At 43.8% G+C, this 22,847-nt stretch carries 12 protein-coding genes, 2 tRNA genes and 1 pseudogene; 6 read left to right on the forward strand and 9 right to left on the reverse strand.

Annotated features, from left to right (window positions below):
• Positions 1 to 173: 173 nt before the first annotated feature.
• The 5 genes from dnaE to tadA all read right to left on the reverse strand — a co-directional run bounded on the left by dnaE (position 174) and on the right by tadA (position 9,293).
• Positions 174 to 3,713, reverse strand: coding sequence for a DNA polymerase III subunit alpha (gene dnaE / locus K245_RS23765; RefSeq protein WP_084156186.1), 3,540 nt, complete (start codon positions 3,711 to 3,713; stop codon positions 174 to 176).
• Between the two features lie 676 nt (positions 3,714 to 4,389).
• Positions 4,390 to 5,853 carry an IMP dehydrogenase gene (gene guaB, locus K245_RS0109245; protein WP_027359064.1) on the reverse strand — a complete coding sequence of 488 codons (1,464 nt, stop codon included), beginning with the start codon at positions 5,851 to 5,853 and terminating at the stop codon, positions 4,390 to 4,392.
• Between the two features lie 357 nt (positions 5,854 to 6,210).
• Positions 6,211 to 7,185 (reverse strand): peptidylprolyl isomerase, encoded by a 975-nt coding sequence (locus K245_RS23770; RefSeq protein WP_051284009.1) that lies wholly within the window; start codon positions 7,183 to 7,185, stop codon positions 6,211 to 6,213.
• Positions 7,186 to 7,381: 196 nt separating this feature from the next.
• On the reverse strand, positions 7,382 to 8,677 hold the full coding sequence (locus tag K245_RS0109260) for an adenylosuccinate synthase (RefSeq protein WP_027359065.1): 1,296 nt from the start codon (positions 8,675 to 8,677) through the stop codon (positions 7,382 to 7,384).
• 142 nt (positions 8,678 to 8,819) lie between these two features.
• Complete coding sequence (gene tadA, locus K245_RS0109265; RefSeq protein ID WP_027359066.1) at positions 8,820 to 9,293, reverse strand: tRNA adenosine(34) deaminase TadA; 474 nt, start codon at positions 9,291 to 9,293, stop codon at positions 8,820 to 8,822.
• Positions 9,294 to 9,395: 102 nt separating this feature from the next.
• On the opposite strand from tadA, the gene K245_RS0109270 reads away from it, so the two are divergent.
• The 3 genes from K245_RS0109270 (at position 9,396) to K245_RS0109280 (ending at position 11,586) form a co-directional block, all read left to right on the forward strand.
• Positions 9,396 to 9,472: transfer RNA gene (locus K245_RS0109270), tRNA-Arg, on the forward strand.
• Positions 9,473 to 9,867: 395 nt separating this feature from the next.
• The gene (locus K245_RS0109275; protein WP_051284010.1) at positions 9,868 to 10,692 is read left to right on the forward strand and encodes a Fic family protein; all 825 of its coding nucleotides are present in this window, start codon (positions 9,868 to 9,870) and stop codon (positions 10,690 to 10,692) included.
• A gap of 195 nt (positions 10,693 to 10,887) precedes the next feature.
• On the forward strand, positions 10,888 to 11,586 hold the full coding sequence (locus K245_RS0109280) for an RluA family pseudouridine synthase (RefSeq protein ID WP_051284011.1): 699 nt from the start codon (positions 10,888 to 10,890) through the stop codon (positions 11,584 to 11,586).
• A gap of 359 nt (positions 11,587 to 11,945) precedes the next feature.
• Here the strand turns inward: K245_RS0109280 and K245_RS0109285 are convergent, their stop codons facing one another.
• From K245_RS0109285 to rsmG, 4 genes are all read right to left on the reverse strand, one after another.
• Positions 11,946 to 14,699 carry a TrlF family AAA-like ATPase gene (locus tag K245_RS0109285; RefSeq protein WP_027359069.1) on the reverse strand — a complete coding sequence of 918 codons (2,754 nt, stop codon included), beginning with the start codon at positions 14,697 to 14,699 and terminating at the stop codon, positions 11,946 to 11,948.
• Positions 14,700 to 15,384: 685 nt separating this feature from the next.
• On the reverse strand, positions 15,385 to 15,837 hold the full coding sequence (locus tag K245_RS0109290; protein ID WP_156906754.1) for a DUF4826 family protein: 453 nt from the start codon (positions 15,835 to 15,837) through the stop codon (positions 15,385 to 15,387).
• A 225-nt stretch (positions 15,838 to 16,062) separates the two neighbouring features.
• Positions 16,063 to 16,145 (reverse strand) — tRNA-Leu (locus K245_RS0109295).
• A gap of 88 nt (positions 16,146 to 16,233) precedes the next feature.
• A complete protein-coding gene (gene rsmG, locus K245_RS23775) occupies positions 16,234 to 17,757 on the reverse strand; it encodes a 16S rRNA (guanine(527)-N(7))-methyltransferase RsmG (RefSeq protein WP_156906755.1) in 1,524 nt (507 codons plus the stop codon).
• Between the two features lie 24 nt (positions 17,758 to 17,781).
• Between rsmG and K245_RS23780 the strand changes: the two genes are divergently transcribed.
• The 3 genes and pseudogenes from K245_RS23780 to K245_RS0109315 all read left to right on the forward strand — a co-directional run.
• A complete protein-coding gene (locus K245_RS23780) occupies positions 17,782 to 18,531 on the forward strand; it encodes an RluA family pseudouridine synthase (protein ID WP_035276878.1) in 750 nt (249 codons plus the stop codon).
• A 137-nt stretch (positions 18,532 to 18,668) separates the two neighbouring features.
• Positions 18,669 to 22,370, forward strand: coding sequence for a tetratricopeptide repeat protein (locus tag K245_RS0109310; protein ID WP_027359071.1), 3,702 nt, complete (start codon positions 18,669 to 18,671; stop codon positions 22,368 to 22,370).
• Positions 22,371 to 22,648: 278 nt separating this feature from the next.
• Positions 22,649 to 22,847 (forward strand): annotated as a pseudogene (locus tag K245_RS0109315) (IS21 family transposase); the annotation flags it as partial.

Consider the following 22,847-nt stretch of genomic DNA (forward strand, 5'->3'; position numbering starts at 1 on the left):
AAAATCTCTAAAGTTTTTTGCGGAGCTTTTTTTCAAAAAAGCGACCCGCCGGAGGTACCCTGTTTAACGTCGGATTACGGACAAAGGGCGTCCTAATCCGACCTACAAATTGGGCCTACGAATCGGCCTTTTTTGACGGCAATTTAACCATACAAGGCAAATTCAGCCCGAATCTAAGCCGCCGCAGGAGCCTTTTTCCTCCTGAAGCCATTTGTTTCAGGCTTTTTGACTGGAGGAGGAACAATGACAGAAACCGCCTCTGATCCTGAAAAGCCATTAATTTCTTCCTTCAGCTCTGACACTGGAGATAGAGAAAAACCATTACCTAACTCTATCACCGTCTCTGTCTCTCCAGGAATGATAATATGCATATAGGTTTTTGAATTCCCAGGATATTTCTTAAGTATTGTTCTTAAATCCTCCATGCTTTTCTTGGTAAAAACCTCAGCGCTGAAACCAAGATGCACTTCCATTGGCCATGACTCGTGGGCCTTTTCCATCAGGATTATTTTCTCGGCAAGAATCTTTACACCATTCTCGTCTCCCTGAACCACGCCTTCGACCATTATCGGGCTGTCTTCATAAAGTATCCCTGCGACCTGTTCAAATACGCTTGAGAAAACAGTCACCTCAACTGTTCCCTGCATATCCTCGAGATTGACAAATGCCATCTGATCGCCCCTCTTTGTCCTTATGACCTTTGACGCCTGAACTGTTCCGCCGATTCTGACAGGTGTATTGGCCTGGACTTCCCTGATCGAGGATGTATCTGTGGTTCCATACGATTCCATGGCAAACTTGAACTTGTCAAGAGGATGGCCTGAAACATAAAATCCAAGCGTCTCTTTTTCAAGGGAAAGCATGAAGCGCTCATCCCAGGCTGGGGTATCAGGCATCTGAGGCTCACCTGTCAGGGAGGATTTTGTTTTATCAATTTTGAAAAGTCCAAGCTGGGGATCTGACTTTTCCTTCTGAACCCTCTGACCATATTCAAGAGCTTCTTCCAGCACAGTCATGAGCTGGCTGCGTCTCGCTCCAGTGCAGTCGAAAGCGCCCGCTTTTATAAGAGCCTCAAGTACTCTCTTGTTGACCTTTCTTAAATCAACCCTTGAGCAGAATTCAAATATGGTCTTGAATGGCCCGTTCTTTTTTCTCTCTTCAATAATAGCCTCAATGGCACCGGCACCAGCATTTTTAACCGCTACCATTCCAAAGCGTATTTTACCGTCAAAAACCCTGAAATCCGTCTCGCTGTAATTTATATCAGGCTGGAGGACTTCTATCCCATGGGCCCTGCATTCAGCCATGAATTTTACGACACCGTCAATGCTGCCCATTTCACTGCTGAGAAGCGCAGCCATAAACTCAACCGGATAATGGGCTTTTAGAAAGGCTGTCTGAAATGCAATCAAAGCGTACGCCGCACTATGGGACTTGTTAAAACCGTAGCCACCAAATTTTTCCATGAGGTCAAAAAGCTGACCGGCCTTGGTTAGATCCAGCTTGTTTTCTGCAGCACCTTTTAGGAAAAGATCGCGGTGTTTTGCCATCATTTCAGGAATCTTTTTACCCATGGCCTTTCTGAGGCCATCGGCGTCTGCCATACTGTAATTTGCAAGTACACTCGCAATATGCATTACCTGTTCCTGATAAACTATAACCCCGTATGTTTCCTTTAATAGAGGCTCAAGCTCAGGCAACAGATAATTTACAGGCTTTCTTCCGTGTTTGCATTCGACAAAGTCATCCACCATGCCGCTGTCCAGAGGGCCAGGACGGTAAAGAGCTACAAGGGCGGTAATCTCAGCAAAATTAGCCGGTTTCATTCGCCTTAAGAGATCTTTCATGCCCGAGCTTTCAAGCTGGAAAACGCCTGTTGTGTCGCCCTTTGCAAGAAGCTCATAAGAGGCAGGATCATTGAAATCAAGATCCAGAAGATCGGGCGGAGTCTTACCCTGGGCGCTTATCATGTCGAGTGCGTTCTGAATTACTGTCAGGTTTCGAAGTCCCAGAAAGTCGAATTTGACAAGACCAATCTGCTCGACCCTTTTCATGTCAAACTGGGTAACAACTTCTCCGTTTTTACCTTTAAAAAGCGGCAGATACTCATAAAGAGGCTTGTCTCCGATAACAACACCAGCAGCATGAACCGAGGCATGGCGAGGAAGGCCTTCAAGCACCTTGGAGATTTCAAGCAGTTCCTGAATATCTGATCTGTTTTCAGCTCTCTGGAGTATTTCAGGAGCTTCTTCCAGGGCTTCCTTCAAGGATATGTTAATTTTATCAGGGACAAACTTTGCAAGCTCGTCGACTTCCCTCAAAGGAATATCTAAAGCACGGCCAACATCACGGAGAACCGCCTTTGTCTTGAGTGTTCCATAGGTAATTATCTGGGATACATAATCACCGCCGCCGTAGCGTTTGACAACGTATTCATAAACTTTTTCACGGCCATTGATGCAGAAGTCCACGTCAATATCAGGCATGCTGATACGTGAAGGATTGAGGAAACGCTCAAAGATCAGGCCATGTTCAATGGGATCGAGACCTGTTATGTCAAGAACATAGGCGACCATACTTCCGGCTGCCGAACCTCGGCCAGGGCCTACAGGAATTCCGTTCTGCTTGCTGTATCTGATGAAGTCTGCAACGATCAGAAAGTATCCGGGGAAACCCATATTCTTGATTACGCCGGTTTCATACTCCAGCCTTGCTTTGTATAGATCAACGTCAACCGAAGGGTTCTTATGCTTAATGACTGCCATTTTCTTTTCAAAACCAGCCCAGACTTCCTCATCAAAAATCTCGTCTGCCGTTTTTTCAGTTGTACTGTCAAATTTTGGGAAATGGTAAGTATTGAAGTCAAAATCGACATTACAGCGCTTTGCAATCTCGACGGTCTGCTCCATGATTTCAGGATGGTCTGAAAAAGGAGCGAACATTTCTTCCCTGGACTTGAAATAAAGCTGGTCAGTATTGAATTTGAAACGTCCGGTATCATTGACAGTCTTTCCTGTCTGAATGCACAGAAGTACCTCGTGGGCCCGCACATCTTTTTTATCGAGGTAATGACAGTCATTAGTTGAAACAACAGGGATTGAAAGACGTTTGCTTATATCAAAGATTCCGGTGTTAACCTTGTCCTGGTCACTCAGTCCATTGCTCTGCACTTCAAGAAAGAAATTATCCTCACCAAAAATACTCTGGTAAAATCTGGCAGTTTCCTCGGCCTGTTCCATCTTTCCTTCAAGAATTCTCTGGGGGACTTCGCCTTTGAGGCAGGCTGAAAGGGCAATAATTCCCTTGCTGAATTCTGCCAAGACCTCACGGTCAACCCTGGGTTTGTAGTAAAAACCTTTTAGCTGGGCAATGGATGCGAGTCTGCATAGATTCCTGTACCCCTCGTTGTTCTGGGCAAGAAGAACCATATGATAGGGATCTTTGTCAGCTTCGGCTGTCTTGTCCGTAAGTTTCCTTGGTGCCACATAGCATTCGCATCCGATTATGGGTTTTACGCCAGCCTTGTTGGCATATTCAAAAAAATCAAGGGCTCCGAACATGGTTCCATGATCAGTAATCGCCACAGAATCCATGCCATAGGCTTTTGCTCTCTCAAAAAGAGGTTTGAGCCTGATTGCGCCGTCAAGAAGGCTGTACTGGCTATGAAGATGAAGATGGACAAAACCCGGGATGTTTGATGCTGTTTCTGTCATTTTTGACAAGGATCTCCTGCAAAATACTGTTATTCTGGAAATCATTTTAAAATATGATTTCCTGATTACTTCTGAAAGTTTCCGGCTATGTCGGAAACTTTTGTAATGCTTTTTTATCTCAGGGAGGCAGTATGCCTTTTATAAGCAGTACGAAGGCCTTGTATGGTCAATTTGCCTTAAAAAAAAACCAATTCGTAGGTCGGATTAGAGCGTCCTTTGCTCGTAATCCGACATTGATCCGAATGCCTCCGGGGAGGCAATGTTACCCTTATAAACCAACGAAGATAGGAATAATAAGGATATTCAATGTCACCATTCTTATGGTGAGTGCCTCCGGCGGGTCGCTTTTTGTAAAAAGCTCCGCAAAAACTTTAGGGAAACTATTCAACATATTTCCCCGACAATATTCAGATACTGCATATGCTTGTGATTCTGTATAAAACACAAAACATAGAAAATTTTTGAAAAATTGCCTTAAAAGTTTATAGATTTTCGTAGGGTGCGTGGCGCTTATCCGCGCACCTTTTTCCATGCCTTGAACAATCAAAAAATCAAAAGAAACATGAAAATTTTCCAAAAAAAATGAGACCGCTCGGAGGCCTGTTTATCAAAAACAAAAATGCTTATGAGAAATATATTTCCCATAAGCATTTATGAAAAGACTTTTAATTTTTTTTTATTCTATTCTGTAATTTGGTGCTTCCTTGGTTATGATTACATCATGAACATGGCTTTCCCTGAGACCAGCAGCGGTAATTCTCACAAACTTGGCTTTCTGTCTTAGCTCCTCGATATTGCGGGCGCCTACATAACCCATGCCTGCCTTAAGTCCACCAATAAGCTGATAAAGATTTTCAGTAACAGTTCCTCTGTATGGAACCCTGCCGACAATACCTTCTGGAACGAGTTTTTCATCTTCTTCCTCGTCTCCAAGATAATATCTGTCCTTGCTGCCCATTTTCATGGCTTCGAGTGACCCCATACCCCGGTACTGCTTATAAGTTCTGCCCTGATAAAGAATGGTTTCGCCAGGACTTTCTTCAGTCCCAGCCAGAAGGCCGCCGAGCATTACTGTATGGGCACCTGCACCAATTGCTTTAGTGAGGTCACCTGAATATTTTATTCCGCCGTCCGCAATAAGAGGCACGCCTGTTTTGTTGGATATTTCACGACAGTTCATGATGGCTGAAATCTGGGGAACGCCAACTCCGGCAACGATGCGGGTTGTACAAATTGAACCGGGGCCAATACCTATTTTTACACCGTCAACGCCAGCCTTGATAAGAGCTTCGGCACCTTCTCCTGTTGCAACGTTTCCTGCAATTACATCAATATCAGGAAATGCAGCCTTAAGCTCGCTCACAGCGTTCATTACGTTTCTGGAGTGTCCATGGGAGGTATCAATGGTAAGGACATCAGCCCCAACCTTGATAAGAGCCTCGGCCCTCTGCATCATATCAGCGCCGACACCTACAGCTGCACCTACCCTGAGGCGACCCATGGAATCCTTGCATGCATTCGGATATTTCTTGATCTTTTCAATATCTTTTATTGTTATCATGCCCTTGAGTCTGCCATTGGCATCAACTACAAGTAGTTTTTCAATTCTGTGTTCATGCAGAGCCATTTTTGACTCATCAAGGGTGATTCCTTCAAGAACTGTCACAAGCTTCTTGCTGGTCATAACTTCAGAAACTTTTTTGGTAACAGTTTTTTCAAATCTAAGATCCCTGTTTGTGATAATGCCAACAAGCTTTTCACCATCAACAACAGGAACGCCTGAAATTCTGTACTGGCTCATGAGTTTTAAAACATCGGATACAGGCTGATCAGGTCTGATTGTAACAGGATCAATGATCATGCCGCTTTCTGATTTTTTGACCTTATCTATCTCGAGTGCCTGATCTTCAATTGTAAGGTTACGATGAACAAAACCCAGCCCCCCCTGACGGGCCATGCTTATCGCTGTTCTTGCCTCGGTAACCGTATCCATTGCGGCGCTGATGATCGGGATGTTAAGAGATATATTTCTTGTAACTTTTGTTGAAACATTGACTTCGCTTGGTACAACATCCGAATAGTTTGGCAGAAGAAGCACGTCGTCAAACGAATAAGCCGGTTCCGTTGCAATAATACTCATGGGGGATCCTCCGAAATTATATTCTAAATAAACAGTATTTATAGCAGATTATAAATAAAGAAAAAAACTGCGTCGCTCAAATGTATAATAGAAATATTTGCAGAATTTTGGGGCTTTGATTACCAGAACATTTTTTTTAAATCAATGCTATTTTCAATATTTTGGCAAACATGAGCCTGTCAGATACACGATATGGAAAATCATTTATAATCTTTTTGTATTCCACTTCATTTCATTCAGGCCTTTAATAATCTGGTCAGCGGGAAAAGGTCTTTGACCGACTCCCGCTGACAAATGATTATCAATATATATGGGAATTGAACGGCCAAAGTCCGTTTTTCCGTTCAATCCCATTAATTATACCTGATTTCTTTCTATCTTGGCATCTTTCTTCATGTCTTCAAGATAAGCGCGTATTTTTGCTGATACTTCCTTGTTCTTGAGCATATTCTTGATCTGTTCTTTTACTTCGGCATAAGGAACAGTGCCTGCTGCTGTCTTGCCTGTAACCTTGATTAAATGCCATCCGAAATCTGTTTTGACAGGCTGGCTGAGATCTCCCTGTTTCATTGCAAAAGCCGCGTCTTCAAAAGGTTTGACCATCTGGCCCCTTCCGAACTCTCCAAGATCGCCGCCCTGATCTTTACTTGGGCAATCAGAATTTGCCTTAGCAAGAGCTGCAAAATCTCCGCCAGCAGCAATCTTCTTTCTGAGATCCTTGATTTTTTCTTCCGCCTTCTTGCATCCGGCTGCATCAGCCTTGTCACACTTTGCAAGAATATGGCTTGCTTTTACTGATTCAGGCTTTTTAAATTTTTCAATATTCTGCTTGTAGAACTCATCTGCCTTGGCATCATCTACTGTGACATCTTTTTCAAACTTTGTTTTGATAAGACCCTCAACAGCCATGGATTTTTTAACCTGGCTTCGAATTTCAGCAAGAGTGATTCCTTTATCAGCAAGACTCTTTTCCATGGTCTTTTCATCAGGGAACTGCTTCTTGATCTGGGTGATCTGTTCTTCAAGCTTGGCGTCTTCAACCTTTATACCTTCTTTTTCACTTGCCTGATAAAGAAGCTCACGGTCTATGAGTTTTTCAAGAATCGCTTTTTTAAAAACAGGCATCTGGGATGCACCAATCTGCTGACCTGAGTAAAGCATTTTCTGCTGCTCAAGGCCAACCTCCGTATCAAGAATCTTTGTAGGAATTTCAGTTCCATTTACAACAGCTGCGGCCTTCGGAGCTGCTGGTGCTGCCGGCGTATCAGCAGCCATGGCAGAAACAGAAATTCCAAAAACCAACATAATACCCATAATAAGCATGTATTTCATTTAATTTTCTCCTGTAAAAAACCGGGCTTAAAGCCCGGTTAATATAATGATTTAAAATCCTGTTTGATCCGATCCACATTAGAGGTTACATCTTTATTCACGGAGAGGCATATTTCAAGTATTCAAAAAAATAAAACCTGACAACAAAACAGCCAATCCGATCCTCCAGCCTGATGTACTCGAATGTGGGCCGAAATCAGGAATCAAGATGATTCCTCAGAACTATTGTTTCATCTCTTCCCGGACCAACCGAGATCATATCTATGCTGACACCGCTGAGTTCTTCAATCCTCTTGAGGTATTTTTTAGCGTTTTCAGGGAGCTCTTCATATGTTTTTGCTGATGAAATATTTGTATCACCCCAGCCAGGAAGAGTCTCACACACAGGCTTGCAGTTTTCCAAAGTCTTAATGCACGCAGGAAATGTCTTGTAAATCTTTCCGCCTGATTCATAGGCTGTGCAGATTTTGATTTCCTTAAGACCGCCAAGAACATCAAGCTTTGTTATTACCATTCCGTCAACACCGTTAAGCCTGATGGCATTTTTCAGAACAACCATATCGAGCCAGCCGCATCTGCGTTTTCTGCCTGTGGTTGAGCCAAATTCAGCTCCTACTGACTGAAGATGATCGCCATCAGCGTCAAAAAGTTCAGTAGGGAAAGGGCCGGAACCAACTCTGGTAGTATATGCCTTAACTATTCCAAGAACATGGTCGATACGATTTGGACCGACTCCTGACCCCGCCGCAGCATTTGATGCGACAGTGCTTGAAGAAGTAACAAATGGATAGGTTCCATGATCTATATCAAGGTGAGTTCCCTGGGCTCCTTCAAAAAGAATCTTGGCACCAGTTTTTATGGACTCATCAAGAAGCACGCCTGTGTCTGCAACATAAGCCTTAAGTCTTTCAGCGTATTTCATGTATTCATCAAATATTGCGTCTTCTGAAAGAGGAGTCTTCTTGAGATATTTTTCAAGGTAGAAATTCTTTTCAGGCATGACCCTTCTCAGTTTGTCACGAAAAGCGTCAGGATCAATGAGATCTGCAAATCTGAAACCGTTGCGGCAGGCTTTATCCTCGTAACACGGGCCAATCCCTCTGCCTGTCGTTCCGATTTTGATACCAGCGAGAAGCTCTTCCCTGCCTGCGTCGATCAGTTTGTGGTAGGGCATAATAATATGGGCCCTGTCACTGATTTTCATTATATCCGGGCCTGCGTTTATCCCTCTTTCCTGAAGCGAGTCTATTTCTTTCAGAAGTACACCAGGATCAACCACAACTCCGTTACCTATAATACAGAGTTTTTTCTGGAGAACTCCTGACGGAATCAGATGGCTGATGATCTTTTCGCCATTGACCACCAGGGTATGTCCAGCATTGTTTCCGCCCTGAAACCTTACGACAGCGTCGGCCTGAGCCGAAAGCATGTCCACGATTTTACCCTTGCCTTCATCCCCCCACTGGGTGCCTATAATTACTATGTTGGCCACCATCTGCTCCTTCAAATACAAATAGCGCGTCGCCACGACGCAAATTGCCCATTTAGGACAACTCCATTCACATAAAATGACACACCTTATTATAATCAGAGCGGCTGCGTTTCCGCCTCTTTGCCGAATGATTATTAATGGGTCATCTTGTCTGTAAAGTGGAATTTCCCCTTTTATTCCTGAAAAAGCCCTGGATCAGAGCTTTTGATTCTTCACCCAGAATTCCTGAAACAACTGTGAGTCTGTGATTAAAGCGTTTGTCTTCAGAAAAATCATAAATAGAACCAAAGCCGCCCCATTTCGGGTCCGGAGCCCCGAAAACAACTGTTCCGACTCTGGCATGCAAAACAGCTCCCGCACACATGACACAAGGCTCGACGCTAACATAAAGAGTTGTATTCAGCAACCTATAATTCTGAATGTTTGCAGCAGCTTTCCTCAGCACCATCATCTCGGCATGGGCAGAAGGATCTGATAATGAAATCGTACGGTTATGATCTTTGGCAATCACATCGCCTTCCGCAGAAACAAGGACAGCCCCCACTGGAACCTCGTCCATGAGCGCCGCAAGCCGCGCCTGTTCGATGGCGATTTTCATAAAAAATTCATGATTCATGAAAAGCTTATTAAAAATATTTAAGGCTAAGGTCAAATTATTAATTTATGATGTTGACAAGAAATGCATCTTCGCTTATTAGATTCGAGTCTTTTGACAAATGCGCTCGTAGCTCAGCTGGATAGAGTGAAGGACTACGAATCCTTAGGTCGCAGGTTCGACTCCTGCCGAGCGCGCCATTTGAAATATCAAAGCCTGAGCATTTTTTGCTCGGGCTTTTTTATTTGGCTCCGGTCGTTTGCATCTACATGAAGCATAGTCTTTAACTCAAGATTTACGAAATTAAGCCCACTAAAATATTTTTCACTACAAAAAGAGTTGGATACGGGGCAGTACATTCCATCTAATATGCTTCGTGTTTCTTTATTATAAAACGATCATAGAATTGTTCTGGAAAAATTAGACAGCCATTTAAGCGAAAACCTGATTTCGTACCCCATCATAAAAAGTTGCGGAAGATTGGCAAAAGGAACAAGAAAAAATCACGGACCAGCATTCAAGGAGAAGGTGGCATTGGCTATTTTTAAGGGAGACCTTTTGTAATCATGACCTTATACGTTTACTGGATTCAATCATGAATGAATTTTACACCATAAATACAAGCCCTGAATTGGATGATAGACTTAAACAGGTTGATCATCTCAAAAACGCAATAGATCAGAGAAGACCCTTGAAGCCTGATATCTGGTCAACTATTCAGAACAAGCTGAAAATTGACTGGACTTATGACTCGAATGCCATTGAAGGAAGCTCTCTGAGTAGGGGCGAGACCTTCTTTTTTCTTCAGGAAGGTTTGACCGTCGAAGGAAAGCCTCTGAAGGATTTTCTGGATGCCAGAAATCATGCTGATGCCATAGATTTTCTTTTCGATGTTGTCAAAAATGAAAGAAAGATCACCGAAGGACTTATTAAGGAGATGAACGCCTTGCTGCTTTCGGGTATCAGGTCAACATCAGCAATGAATGAATACGGTCAGATTGTTCAAAAACCTGCCAACCCCGGTCAGTATAAAAAGCTCCCGAATCATGTTCTACAGATGGATGGTACGATTCATTACTATGCAGATCCGCTTGATGTACAACCTCAGATGCAATATCTCTGCGAGTGGATAAATGAAAACATGGACAGGATTCATCCTGCAATGGTCGCAGCGACTGCTCATTATAATCTTGTCAGGATACATCCTTTTGATGATGGAAATGGTAGAGGAGCAAGGCTTCTGATGAATCTGATTCTGATGAAAAAGAGCTATCCGCCTGCAATTGTCAGAAGCGAAAAGCGAAGATTTTATCTTGAGTGCCTTATAAAAGCTGACAGAAAGGAGCTTAATCCTTTCATCATGTTTATGGCTGAGTCATTACTTGAAACTGAAAGCAATATTCTGAAAGATCTGGAGTGATCCTTAGCTGGTCATAAAAAACATTCGGCAGTATCAAAATAAAATACCCTCCTCCAAAAACCTGTATTTCAATCTCCAGAGCTCCCCACCGCTTGAATTGACAATAATAGAAAGGCCGCCTCCACCCAAAAGTATGAACAGCTTTTCTTTGGGAATGGTGACAAACCAAGGCAATATGGAACTATATTGGATAATATGATTAAAAGCGACCGTCCGACCAATAAGCATCAACCAAGAGGACTGGCAATCCTGCACGAGGACATAGATATCATTGTGGTGGTAAAATCGGCTGGACTGCTGACCATTGGCACTGATCGGGAAAAATCGAAAACGGCCCACTATCTTCTCAACGATTATGTACGCAAGGGAAATCCAAAATCAAGAAACAGGGTATATGTGGTACATCGCTTAGATAAGGATACGTCCGGTGTAATTATTTTTGCCAAAAGCGAACAGGCTAAAAAAATCCTGCAGGAGAATTGGGAGAATACCGAAAAACACTACCTGGCCATCGTTCATGGCCGACTGACGGCAAAAGAGGGAACGATCTCATCCTATCTGGTCGAGAATAAAGCCCAGAGAGTATACTCTACCAATGATGCGTCCAAGGGGAAGCTATCTCATACGGCCTACAAAATTTCGGAAGAATCTAAAAGGTTCAGCCTGGTTGATATCCATCTTCTCACTGGCCGCAAGCACCAGATTCGCGTGCACTTTGCGGAAAAGGGCCATCCAGTAGTCGGTGACAGGAAATACGAAAATAAGGACATAGCTTCAACACGGCTCGCCCTTCATGCCAGATCAATTTCTTTCACCCACCCCTTCACCTATAAGCTCATGACCTTTGACACCGGGGTACCTGAGGATTTTATCCGTCTGTTCCGTAGGCTGTAGCTAAAGAATAATGAATCAAACTGATCCTGGAGTTTGATTCATTTCTGAAATGGCAAGCCTCTTGTTTTCTCCAATAAGCTCGTCAATTCCTAACGTAAACCCTTGATGGCTTTGGGGATAACGTGGTTTTTCAATCAGTAGGCATCAAATATTTTCAGCTTTTGTTCTGCATGATCGATAGGAATTTCATATTCGAACTCTGAGCAAGACATTCCTGTTGTCAGCCCTTTAATCGTAAGAAATGCCTGTCGCCAGAGATGTGAGAATCTATTGAAAGAATGGTTACAGGTCACTAAAGCTCATAAAAAAAGACATGATTCGATTCATGGCAGAGTTTAGTGTCGAGCATACTTGCATCGTTATGTAATCCCTGCATTTATTCGTTTGTATCTCTGATCAAAGGCTTCCTTGCCACCCTCCATCACTCGGCATATTTCATCTCTTATGGTAGGCTCCTGAAGCCCACCCTGTGTGACAATTCGTGTTTGCCCAGACCTCACATCAAGAGCGATGACATTTTCTGCATCACCATTTACGACGATGTTAGAATTGTGAGTGACGACCAAAACTTGCCGTTTCTGTTTGATCTCCCGCAGTTGAGTTACGATCAAGTCATAAATCAAATGGTTGTCGAGATCGTCTTCCGGCTGATCAAGCACGAGAGGCTCATTGCCATACGAGAGGATGAAGGCCAGAAGGGCAGCAGTCTTTTGACCTGGTGATCCTTGCTCTACGGGTTTGAAGCTCTCGCCTTCCTTGAGGCTGTACCTAACATCCAGAGAATCATCTGGGAACCAACACTGGATTCGATCTATTTGCTCGGAGGTTAACCCTTGGATGTGGGAGACAAATCGTCGATCTTTGGCCTCTGCTACGGCTGTCGAATCTTTTGCATGGATAGCAAACAGGGTAGATTTCAGACCTGCAACCTTTTCTTTCATAGTTTTGGCAGGGTTCTTCGTCAGAGTCGATAGAAGCCCCTCATCCCCGCCGATCAAACCAATGTCGCGCTCAAAACCGCCATTACTTCTGTCGATCAGTTTGCGAAACTCTTCTTCGATCGTGACCTTGTTTCCAAACGGTATGACATTGATCTGTACATACGAATTGCCGACGAGGGTAACCTCAAGAAAGTCCTCACGAAGCTTGGTTATCTTGGCTCGATGCCCATGAAGCTTGTCCAAGCAGTCGTCCGCGCTCTTCTGATGCTTAGCAAGGGTTTCCCGTTTTTTGTTGAACCCCTTGAGCTTTTCCTCGAAATCCTGTCTCTGTTTAACCAGAACACCATATTCTAAAGGATCACCAGCACCTACTGCGTTTAGTTGATATAGGAGGTCGGTGTACTCCCGGTTCGCCGTTGTGATTTTTTTCGATATTTCCAGGCTGGGCCGCTCTTGAATCCAGGAGATCTTCACTTCATTAATACGTTGCGCGATTGAATTCATTTCATTCTGGATCTTCTCAAACGTCACACGGATGCCCGCTAAAGTGCCGATTAACTCATTATCCTCTGTATCTTCGGGATTAAAATACTGTAAATCCAATTCAAGCGGCAACAGACTTCCTGAAATATCCCTAACTTTTTCAGCGCAATCTTCCCAAGTCTTTTCCCAGGAATCAATGGCCTTGCTCTGGTTCTGTCTAAGCTGATAAGCTTTAAGGACGCCTGCATGCCCAGCCTTTTCAAAAACCTCGAGTTTACGCTTGACATCCTCGAGCTGACCTTTGATTACCGATTCTTCTTGAAGGCCAGACTGGACTTCACGCGCCTGTGCTCTAAATGAGAGATACTTGGAAACCAGCTCATCACATTCAAGTTGCCAATCACGATGATTGACAGCTGGGGCATCATCGACGACTTGCAATAGCGCCTGGGGATGCTTCGCCAACTCGAAAATCTGTTTCTGGCTATAAATCCTGACCGGGAACCTTTGCGCAATATCTCCTTCGGATGTACTCCAAGTTCCAGGCGAGATCTCTTCCTCTATTACGTAATTGTCGCCAGCATTAGACCACGTGATTCGAAAGCGTCCACCATCTTTTCGAAAACCGACGGTGATAACTGTTTGACTCGTTAAGAGGCCTTCATCTTGGCGATTGTTCGACGTCTGACTGTATTTGTAGAATTCATTATCAAGGCTTTTGGGTATCTCTCCCTTCCGTTTGAGAGCAATTCGCAGAAACTCCAATGAAGTCGATTTACCAGTGCCTCGTCCACCAATGATAGTGTTAAGCCAAGGGTTGAGTTGACAGGAAAAAGGTTTCCCTCTGCCCAGGTACTTCGCTTTATCAACCACGATGCTTTCGATAGCGAGCTGGCCATGAGTGTTAGGATCGCCTGTAAAAAAGTCAGAACGCTTCAGTGAGAGTGAGCCGTCAATAAGTGCCAACCGCAATCCGTCATAGGACGGTTCCGACATCTTTACCCAGGTAAAATGGCTGCCCGGATAGCTTTGGCCAGAGGTTCCCATCGGATGATGAGAATCGGTTCCAACTACCTCGGCCCAATTCAAATTCTTGTTGGTGTAGAGTTGTGGCTTTACCTGAGCAAGATCCGTCACCTCCATGGCAAATACATTCTTGTTGTCGAGAACCTGCTCAAGCGTGTTGCCAGTAAAATTAGTAAAAAGACCGTTGGCCTGGTTGACATGAGCGGGGATCGCCAGCCCGCCAAATTTTGCTATTTCATTAATCACCTCAACGGCTGAGCATTCAGAACAGCCGTCACTTTTCCCCTTGGTGGCACGATACCTGACGGCACCCAGGAGAGAATCAATATCAGAGGAGGTCTTATCTGTGCCGGAAATAGCCAGGATGTGGATATTCCCCTGTACGGTTATCTCAACCCCAGGAAATAGGTAGAGCGGTCGATAATCCGGACGCCCGTCAGATGCCAACTCCAGAAGTGCCTGCTTGAGTGGATCAATCCAGGCACCTGAATTGTGATCCGTCACTGCAACGCAATCAACGCCTTGCCGCATGTAGTTGAGCAGCCAATCCTTATGAGATATCTGCTTATGCTGAGCCTGATTAGGGCCTTTTCCATAATCATCCGATTCCGGTGTGTGATTATGAAAATCGAACTTCCACCACTTTGAACCAATCCACGTCATTTAATTCTTCCCATACTTTTCTCATAACGGAGAGCTATCCACATCGCCACAGTGCGAGTTAACCCCAAAAAAAGGGTGGGGGCATCAAGTGTGTTTTTACCCCATGGAAACTTTAAAAATCATAGTTTAGCTATATTAGCTAAACTGCACTTCGGTTGAAAAAGGATTGCCAAGCGAAAACAGCGTTTAATAAAGAATTCTGGCCTGTTGGGACTTCGACCAGAAGTTCAAAATCCGGGATAATGTTGTTTGAAAGAAAACTATTTAAGGCTGCAGCAAATCATTCAGTTGAAAAGTTTCCGTCTATCCCAATATTAAGATCAAAACATGAAAAAACTAAAAATTGCCCAAGTTTTGCAAAGTTGGTATTTAGTGGCTAAAACGCTTTTATAAAATAAAAGACAGGTATTAACATCATATTATTTGTCTTTTTGTCCATCATTATTTTACTTCTGATCAATAACCATTAAATAAAGGAAAAGCTATAAAGCCAAGTATTTCCGGTCTTGCTGATGAATATGGAGTCGCAGGCTATGGATGAGAAGTTGTTGAATCAATATTTCCGCAGGGTGCGTACCGTCCTTACACGCTCCACCAGACTCAAAAAGGTGCGTGGGAAAGCGTCACACGGATTGAATCGGAGAAAAAGCTATACTTATGCATGGCGTCGCCGGAAATCCAGCTCTCATAAATCACTCCAGAGCGAGTCGTCCTTAGCCCATTCAATCAATAAATTGGCTCTTTTTACAAGCAGAGGCATCAACTCCTCAAATGAGTCTGTATTGCCAATACAATAATCAGCAGGCTTTTCCCCTTTTTTAAATTCATCCACATATTGAAGCCAACGCTCAGCCATGGCTTTTATAGCCTTTCTTGGATGCTGAGGCGCTTTTATATCAGAAGAAGATATACAATCGGTCGGGAGATCTCCAGAAATTACCCACCATCCAATACATTCCGGATATTTGAGACTCTCTACAGCCCAGATTGAAACATACGGAGCAACATGCCAGGCTGGCCAATCCCCAACACGCCCATATTTTACTCCTTGAGAATGAAGATAGGCGGTAACAATGGATTTTTGCTCCTCACACCATCTTTCTTCAGTTTCAGGATCATCATAATCTTCTTTTGTCATATTTGACCCATAAGTAAAAAACAGGAATCTGAGCTGATTCTTGCCCAGATCCGATAAATTGAAGGGTTGGGCCAAGCCTCTCTGCTTTCAATTCAAGCCATGATCTAAAAAACAAAGAGGGTTGGATTTAAGGATATTTTTTAAACTATTCGGACCAATAAAAATAAAAAGCCCCTTGATTTCTCAAGGGGCTTTAAACAGTGTCTGACACTGTAAATAATAGAGTGGTGCCGAAGAGAGGACTCGAACCTCCACGCGATGGCACCAGATCCTAAGTCTGGCGTGTCTACCAATTCCACCACTTCGGCAAAAACAAGAGACATATAAGTGAATAGCCGGGCAAAGTCAAGCCAACATTTTCAGGGCTTTGCCTTTTTCAAGCATTTCACGGAAACATTATTTCTTTCCGGTGGATGAAGCCCAAAGATAAAGAGCTATCGAAGCTGAAGTCGCTGCGTTCAACGATTCAACAGCCGGATTTATAGGGATAGAAAGCGCGTTAGCCCTCCACTTATCGGAAAGGCCCTGCCCTTCCACTCCTGCAAGAAGTCCGAATCTTTCAGGAAAAGTATAGCCAGAAATGTCTTCTCCTTCTGCTGATAAAGACATGATCGGCATTCCTGAAGCAGAATCAGCATCAAGGTTTTCCATTAATGGCCCATTATAAATCTTAACATGAAAAACAGCTGCGCCTGAACTTCTGACAGCCTTGGGATGATAAGGATTTGCGCTGCCTTCAAGCATGACAACCGCGCTTACTCCGAAAGCTGCCGCTGATCTTATGACCGCTCCAACATTTTCAGGATCCTGGAAAGGCACAAAAAGCGTACAACCCATATCTGCCGCATCCTGATTCCATTCTTCAATTTCAGGAGTTCTGACAAGAAGAAGAGGCGTCTTTGTGCCGAATACATCCAGTTCTTCATAAAGTTTTGGCGCAAGCTGAAACCAGTACATACCGTCCGGGGAAGAATCAGGAGGCGGAGGTGTATCGTTTTTTGTGATCCATGCCTCACATATTTCAGGCATTGACTCAAGCACGTCAAAAACCTGCTTGGATCCTGAGACAATTGTTTTGCCTGCCTTCTTGATTCCACGGCCGCCAAGAAGCTTCAGGAGATCCCTGAAAATATCGTTTCTGTCGCTTTCTATCTGTTTAATTTTCAATTCAGAAGCCCTTTCAATATTTACCTGCCATACAGGAGAAGACACGCGCCTGAAAACAACAAGCCGCCTTTCATGAGCAGTTCCTTTGATAACGTAAGGAGTATCCTGTTCCAGAACATAATCTTTTTTAAAATTTCTAAGTGTCTTTGCTATTTCATCTTCACATTCAGGCCCTTTCATGAAGATGGCAAGCCCATCCCTTGCAAGGGAACCTGATATCCTGTCAAGGGTTTCCGGGATATCCTCGACAGCCCTTGTTATGACTCCGTTAACCTGAATTCTTGATTCAGGATACATCCCAGCGCCGAGCACTTCTATACCGTCAAGTCCCAGCTCACTTATTACAGTACGGAGAAAGTCGTTTCTCTTGCCCCTTGACTCAGATAGTATGATATGAACATCAGGAGAAACAATCTTGAGCGGAATTCCTGGCATTCCTGGTCCGGTTCCGAGATCTATAAGCGGAGTGGGCAGCATCATAAAATTTGACGGCATTATGGAATCTGCATAAAGCTTCTGAACCATATTCGAAAAGTTATGGATTCTGGTCAGATTGATATCCGGGTTGAATTTTCTGAGCAATTGATGATACTGCCATAAAAGGCGCGCCTGTTTATCATCAAGATGAATTCCGCAGCCCGAAAGAATGGATTTCATGCTCTTTTCAGAAGGATTGTCCCTGCCCTGAAAAGAATTTTTATTAAAGGAAGGCGCAGGACGCGTCCCAAAGTTATCAACATTTTTTTTATTCATCAAAAGCCTGACCAAATACCTAATATGATTATTAAAGATTATCTTTTTACACCCGAGTGGCCAGTCCTTTACATGGACAACCACCTGTTTGCTCTATACAAACCCGCAGGTCTTCCTGTTCAGGGAGATGAAAGCGGAGACATCTCACTTCTTGACATAGGAAAGCTCTGGTTAAAAGAAAAATTCAACAAGCCCGGCAATGTTTTTCTTGGACTTGTCCACAGGCTTGACAGACCGGTTGCTGGCGTGATGCTGTTTTGCAGGACATCAAAGGCTGCCGGAAGAATAAGCGAGCAGATCAGATCGAGGGAAATCAATAAAACCTATATTGCTGTTCTTGAAGGTGACATTGGAATGGAATCCGGCAGACTTTTCAATCATATTGAAAGAATTCCCGGTAAATCATCTATAATTGTAAAGGCAAAAACAAAAAACTCCAGCGAGGCCAGCCTTTGCTTTAAAACAATAGAATCGTCCCAGTCAGGTTCATTGGTCGAAATAGACCTTGAAACAGGAAGACATCACCAGATAAGAATACAATTTGCCTGCATTGGACATCCTGTAAAAGGGGATCTCAGATATGGCGCGCCAAAGCCTATGCCTGAAAAACAGATTGCTCTTTTTGCCAGAAGTCTTGAAATTGATCATCCAATCACAGGTGAAAGACTTTTGATAGAAGCTCCGATACCTTCAGGATGGCCCTGGAAAATGGGAAACAAAGAAGATATTTTCTGGAACTGGTCAGAAATAAAAAGTAAGATCAAGGCCTGTTAAGGCGTGAACATAAATGTATGCCTTCGGCGAGTCGCTTTTTTGAAAATAAGCTCTGCAAAAAACTTATGGTTTATTTAGGATGAGCCAATACATTTTCAATAGGATTGAAGTTCCATTCCAACCCACAGGGGATTGCCATGAACACTAAAGCATTCATCAATAAAACGTTCCGGATCATCTTGCCTTTCTGTTTTATTCTTTTTTTATTTTCCACAGCTTATTCGGCAGAAAATCATTCGGGCAGAATAATAGATCTCAAAGGTGAAGTGCAGATAATCCAGCAAAATGGCGCATCTGAATCCCCATCACCCGGCAGAATGCTTTTTAACGGTGATTGCCTTAAAACAGGACAGACAGGCTGGGCAGCTGTTTTAATGTCTGATGAAACGCTAATACAAGTCAGCAGAAACAGCGTATTTGTGATCAAGGGCGTGGCATCAAGGGCAGGATGGTTCGGTTCCGGGGCAAACTCGTCTGGGCCTTCTAACAGCTCTGAATACAAACTGGATTCAGGCAAAGTCTGGATGCGGAACAAAAATAAAAACGTACCCATTGATATTGAAACGCCCTCAGTTACAGCAGCAATAAGGGGGACAGAGCTTAATCTTCAGGTTTCTGAAGAAAAAGCCACCCTGATAACGGTTCTTTCAGGAAGGGTTGGATGCAGGAATGATTTTGGAACTGTAATCGGAGAAAGAAAACAGCAGATCGGGATTAAATATGGAGAGGCCCCGGCAATAACATCAATTATTACTCCCGAAGATGCGGTTCAGTGGACAGTAACCATACCTGTAATTTCAGGCCCCATGGACATGCCTTTATCCGGTAAATCTTTCTCAGCCATTAAAAATGAAGAAGCAAGCCTGGAGGAAATGCTCAGGTCTGATTCTAAAAACACAGGCCTGAAATTAAGACTTGCGGAAATAAAAAGGGATCTTGGCAAATCCATGGAAGCTGAGAAGCTTTTCAAGGAATGCATATCGACAAATTTTGATGAAAAAAACAGCCCGTCGGTCAAAAGGGCTTTTAAAGGACTTGGGTGGACATATCTTGACCGTAACAGAAACAGGGAAGCCCAGGATTCTTTTCTAAGGGCTGATTCAAATGAAAAGATGGTCATACTCGGTCTTTCAGAAACTTACAGCAGACTGAACAAGCCCCAGGAAGCCAGCAAAATAAATGAAAAAGGAGAGGTTCAGTTTCCTGAAAGCCCTGAATTCAAGCTTCAAAAAGCATTTTTTGAAATAAAGAACAGAGAACCACAAAAAGCTGAAATCATTCTGAAACAGCTTACTCAAAAATCCCCTGATTATTCCCTTGCATGGTCTGCCTTGTCCCTCGTTTCCCTGTATAAAGGAGACAAGGACTCTGCCCTGTTATATTCAGAAAAAGCAATAAGCCTGAAACCAGAATCCCCTACCCCTTACATCATCAAGAGCTATGCTCACCAGGCGGCCTTTGACCTGGATTCAGCCAAAAAATCTACGGAAATGGCCCTTGAACATGATCCAGCAAATACACTTGCCCTTGTGAATCTCTCAAAACTCCTCTTCGGAAGCGACCATACTGAAGAGGCAATGGAAACAATAAACAAGGCAGAAGATTCAAATCCTGAAAACGGTGAGGTTCACAGCACCAAAGGATTCATTCTTTTGGCCTTAAGAAGGACAGATGAAGCTTCGGAAAGCTTTAAGAAAGCAATTTTTGCGGACAGATCCATCGGAGAATCATACCTCGGTTATGCCCTTGCAATGATGAGACAGGGAGACGCAGATACGGCGCTTCAGTATATATCCGCAGCCATTGCGCTTGAGCCGAGGCGTTCCCTTTTTGTGAGTTACTGGGGAAAAATGCTCTATGAAATTAAGAGATTCGACAGAGCCATAGAAGTTCTCGAACTTGCTTCGAGCCTTGATCCCAAAGACCCTACTCCGGATCTTTACAGGGCGCTTATACTTAACGACCTCAACAAGCCAACCGAGGCCATAGAAGCTGTAAACAGATCCATTAAACTGAATGACAACAAGGCTGTGTATAATTCCAGATTCATTCTTGACCGGGATCTTGCCGTCAAATCAGTGGGGCTTGCTTATCTATACAACAGACTCGGACTATCTGACTGGGGAACAAACAAGGCCCTCGCGTCCATCAAGCAGGACTATACAAACTATGCAGCGCATTTTTTCTATGGAAACGGAGTCTTCAGGGATGGAGACATGTCCAGGGTTTATACAAGCGAAACCCTTCTTGGAAAACTGCTTCAGCCAGCAAACGTAAACTCATATAACAGCTTTAACAATTACACTTCATTCTTTGAAAAACCTGATGCCGAGGCGACTTTATCAGGCAGCCTGGGAAGCCATAACACTGCTTCAGGTTCTGCCATAGTTTCAGGTTCCGCCCCTGAAACAGGAGTCGCGTTCAGTGCTTCTGCAACAAGAAACATAACAGAAGGATGGAAAGGCACGAACAATGCGGAATCAAACGGAGCCTCTGGCATTGCCAAATGGAATCCAACAATCAATGACGGCATAATGCTTTACGGTGCAGATATCGAATCCAGAAAAGAAGACAATATGACTGCTTATTCATATGACGCAAAATCAGATCCTTACGACAGGAATAAAAACACATTCAAGAATTTTGAATCAGGCTATCATCACCACTTCGGGCCAGGAACGGATTTCCTTCTTTATTTCAACAAAACCGTAAATGATGACAGATCCAGATACCACGACAGTTTTCCTCCATTTAATGTGGAAAATCCTTATCCGCCGCCTGAATATGTTCCAGTAACCATGCATATACTTGGTAATGACACAAACGATATCCCGGCATCCCAGCTCCAGGGACAGCTTCATTATTCCAGAGGCAACCATCAGCTGATGACAGGAGCGCTGAAATGGTGGCAGGACAGGGAACTGAAATCTTCCTATACTGACTATTATCTTCTTTATGACGAGACAATAATAGACGCGGTGGACGGTCAGGCAGGCGGCAAGACAGAAAACAGCTTCAACAGCTTTTATCTAAGAGACATCTGGAATCCTGCTCCTGGTTTTGTAATAGATGCGGCAGCATACTTTGACGTCATGGAGAGTGCAAACCCATACAACAAGGCAAAGACAGATCTGACAGAATTCAATCCCCGCTTTGGAATAACCTGGAATCCGGCCCCTGCCCACACTTTCAGGATAGCCGCATTCAGATATCTCCTGCCCTGGTTTTTGAACAGAATCGACCCTCTTGAAGTTGCAGGGATTCCGATATTCAGGAATGCTGATCCTGGCTCCATAACCAAAGAAGCTGACCTTGCCTATGAATTCGAATGGGGATCAGGCTTTGCCGGAATAAATCTTTTCACGATCAACAAGGAAACTGAATACAAGGGTTATGATTCAGCCGAAATATTAAGATCATATACAGACGAAGGAGATTCAAACGGTTTCAGACTCACGCTTAACCAACTCCTTTGGAAGGGCATGGGCGTCAGCTCTTATTATTCATATGCAGATACCGAGGACGACAACAAGCCATCCGCCGCAAGAAGGGATCACAGAATCACGGCCAAGCTTAGCGGAGTCCATGACAGCGGAGTATTCGGCTCTGTTGCCCAGACCTTCAGATACGAAGACAGAAAATTTGCAGGACTCGAAGATGAAGAAATCTGGCTCACAGACGCTGAAATAGGAGTGGAGCTTAAAGACAAGAAAGGCGTCATAAGATTTCAGGTTCTAAACATATTTGACAACCATTTTGACTGGATAACCGATCTTTATGTTTCAGCCGGAAGGGTTCCGACCACGGAATTTCTTTTGACCACGAGCCTGAATTTCTAAATGCTTGGTTTGAATTTTAAAAGCTGCCTTTTATGGTCAATTTAGCCTAAAAAAAGCCGATTCGTAGGGTGCTCAAGCTCTAAGGCTTGCGCACCAGATGCGTGTGCCGGGGGGTCGCTTTTTGAAAAAAGCTCCGCAAAAACTTTAAATGATATGGCTGAATAGCCTATCACCTATCCATCTGATCAACGACAGTTATAAATCCCCCCTGACGACAATTAGAATTCCCGCTTAATGCAAACCCGGTTATCCAATGTTGTGATATGGAGGATCATTGGATGATCACTGACAATCAGGTGAAGAAATTGAAGAAAAATTTAAGCGCGGGAAAAAGCCTTGTAATCTCGGCATTGCAAGCTGGCATGGATGAAAAGACAGCGAGGAAATACAGGGATCTGGACAAGCTGCCGAGCGAGCTGAAAGCATCCAGTGATAGGTGGTGGCGAACTCACGCTGACCCTTTTGGCGGAGTATGGG

It is taken from the genome of Desulforegula conservatrix Mb1Pa (assembly GCF_000426225.1).
Taxonomy (GTDB): domain Bacteria; phylum Desulfobacterota; class Desulfobacteria; order Desulfobacterales; family Desulforegulaceae; genus Desulforegula; species Desulforegula conservatrix.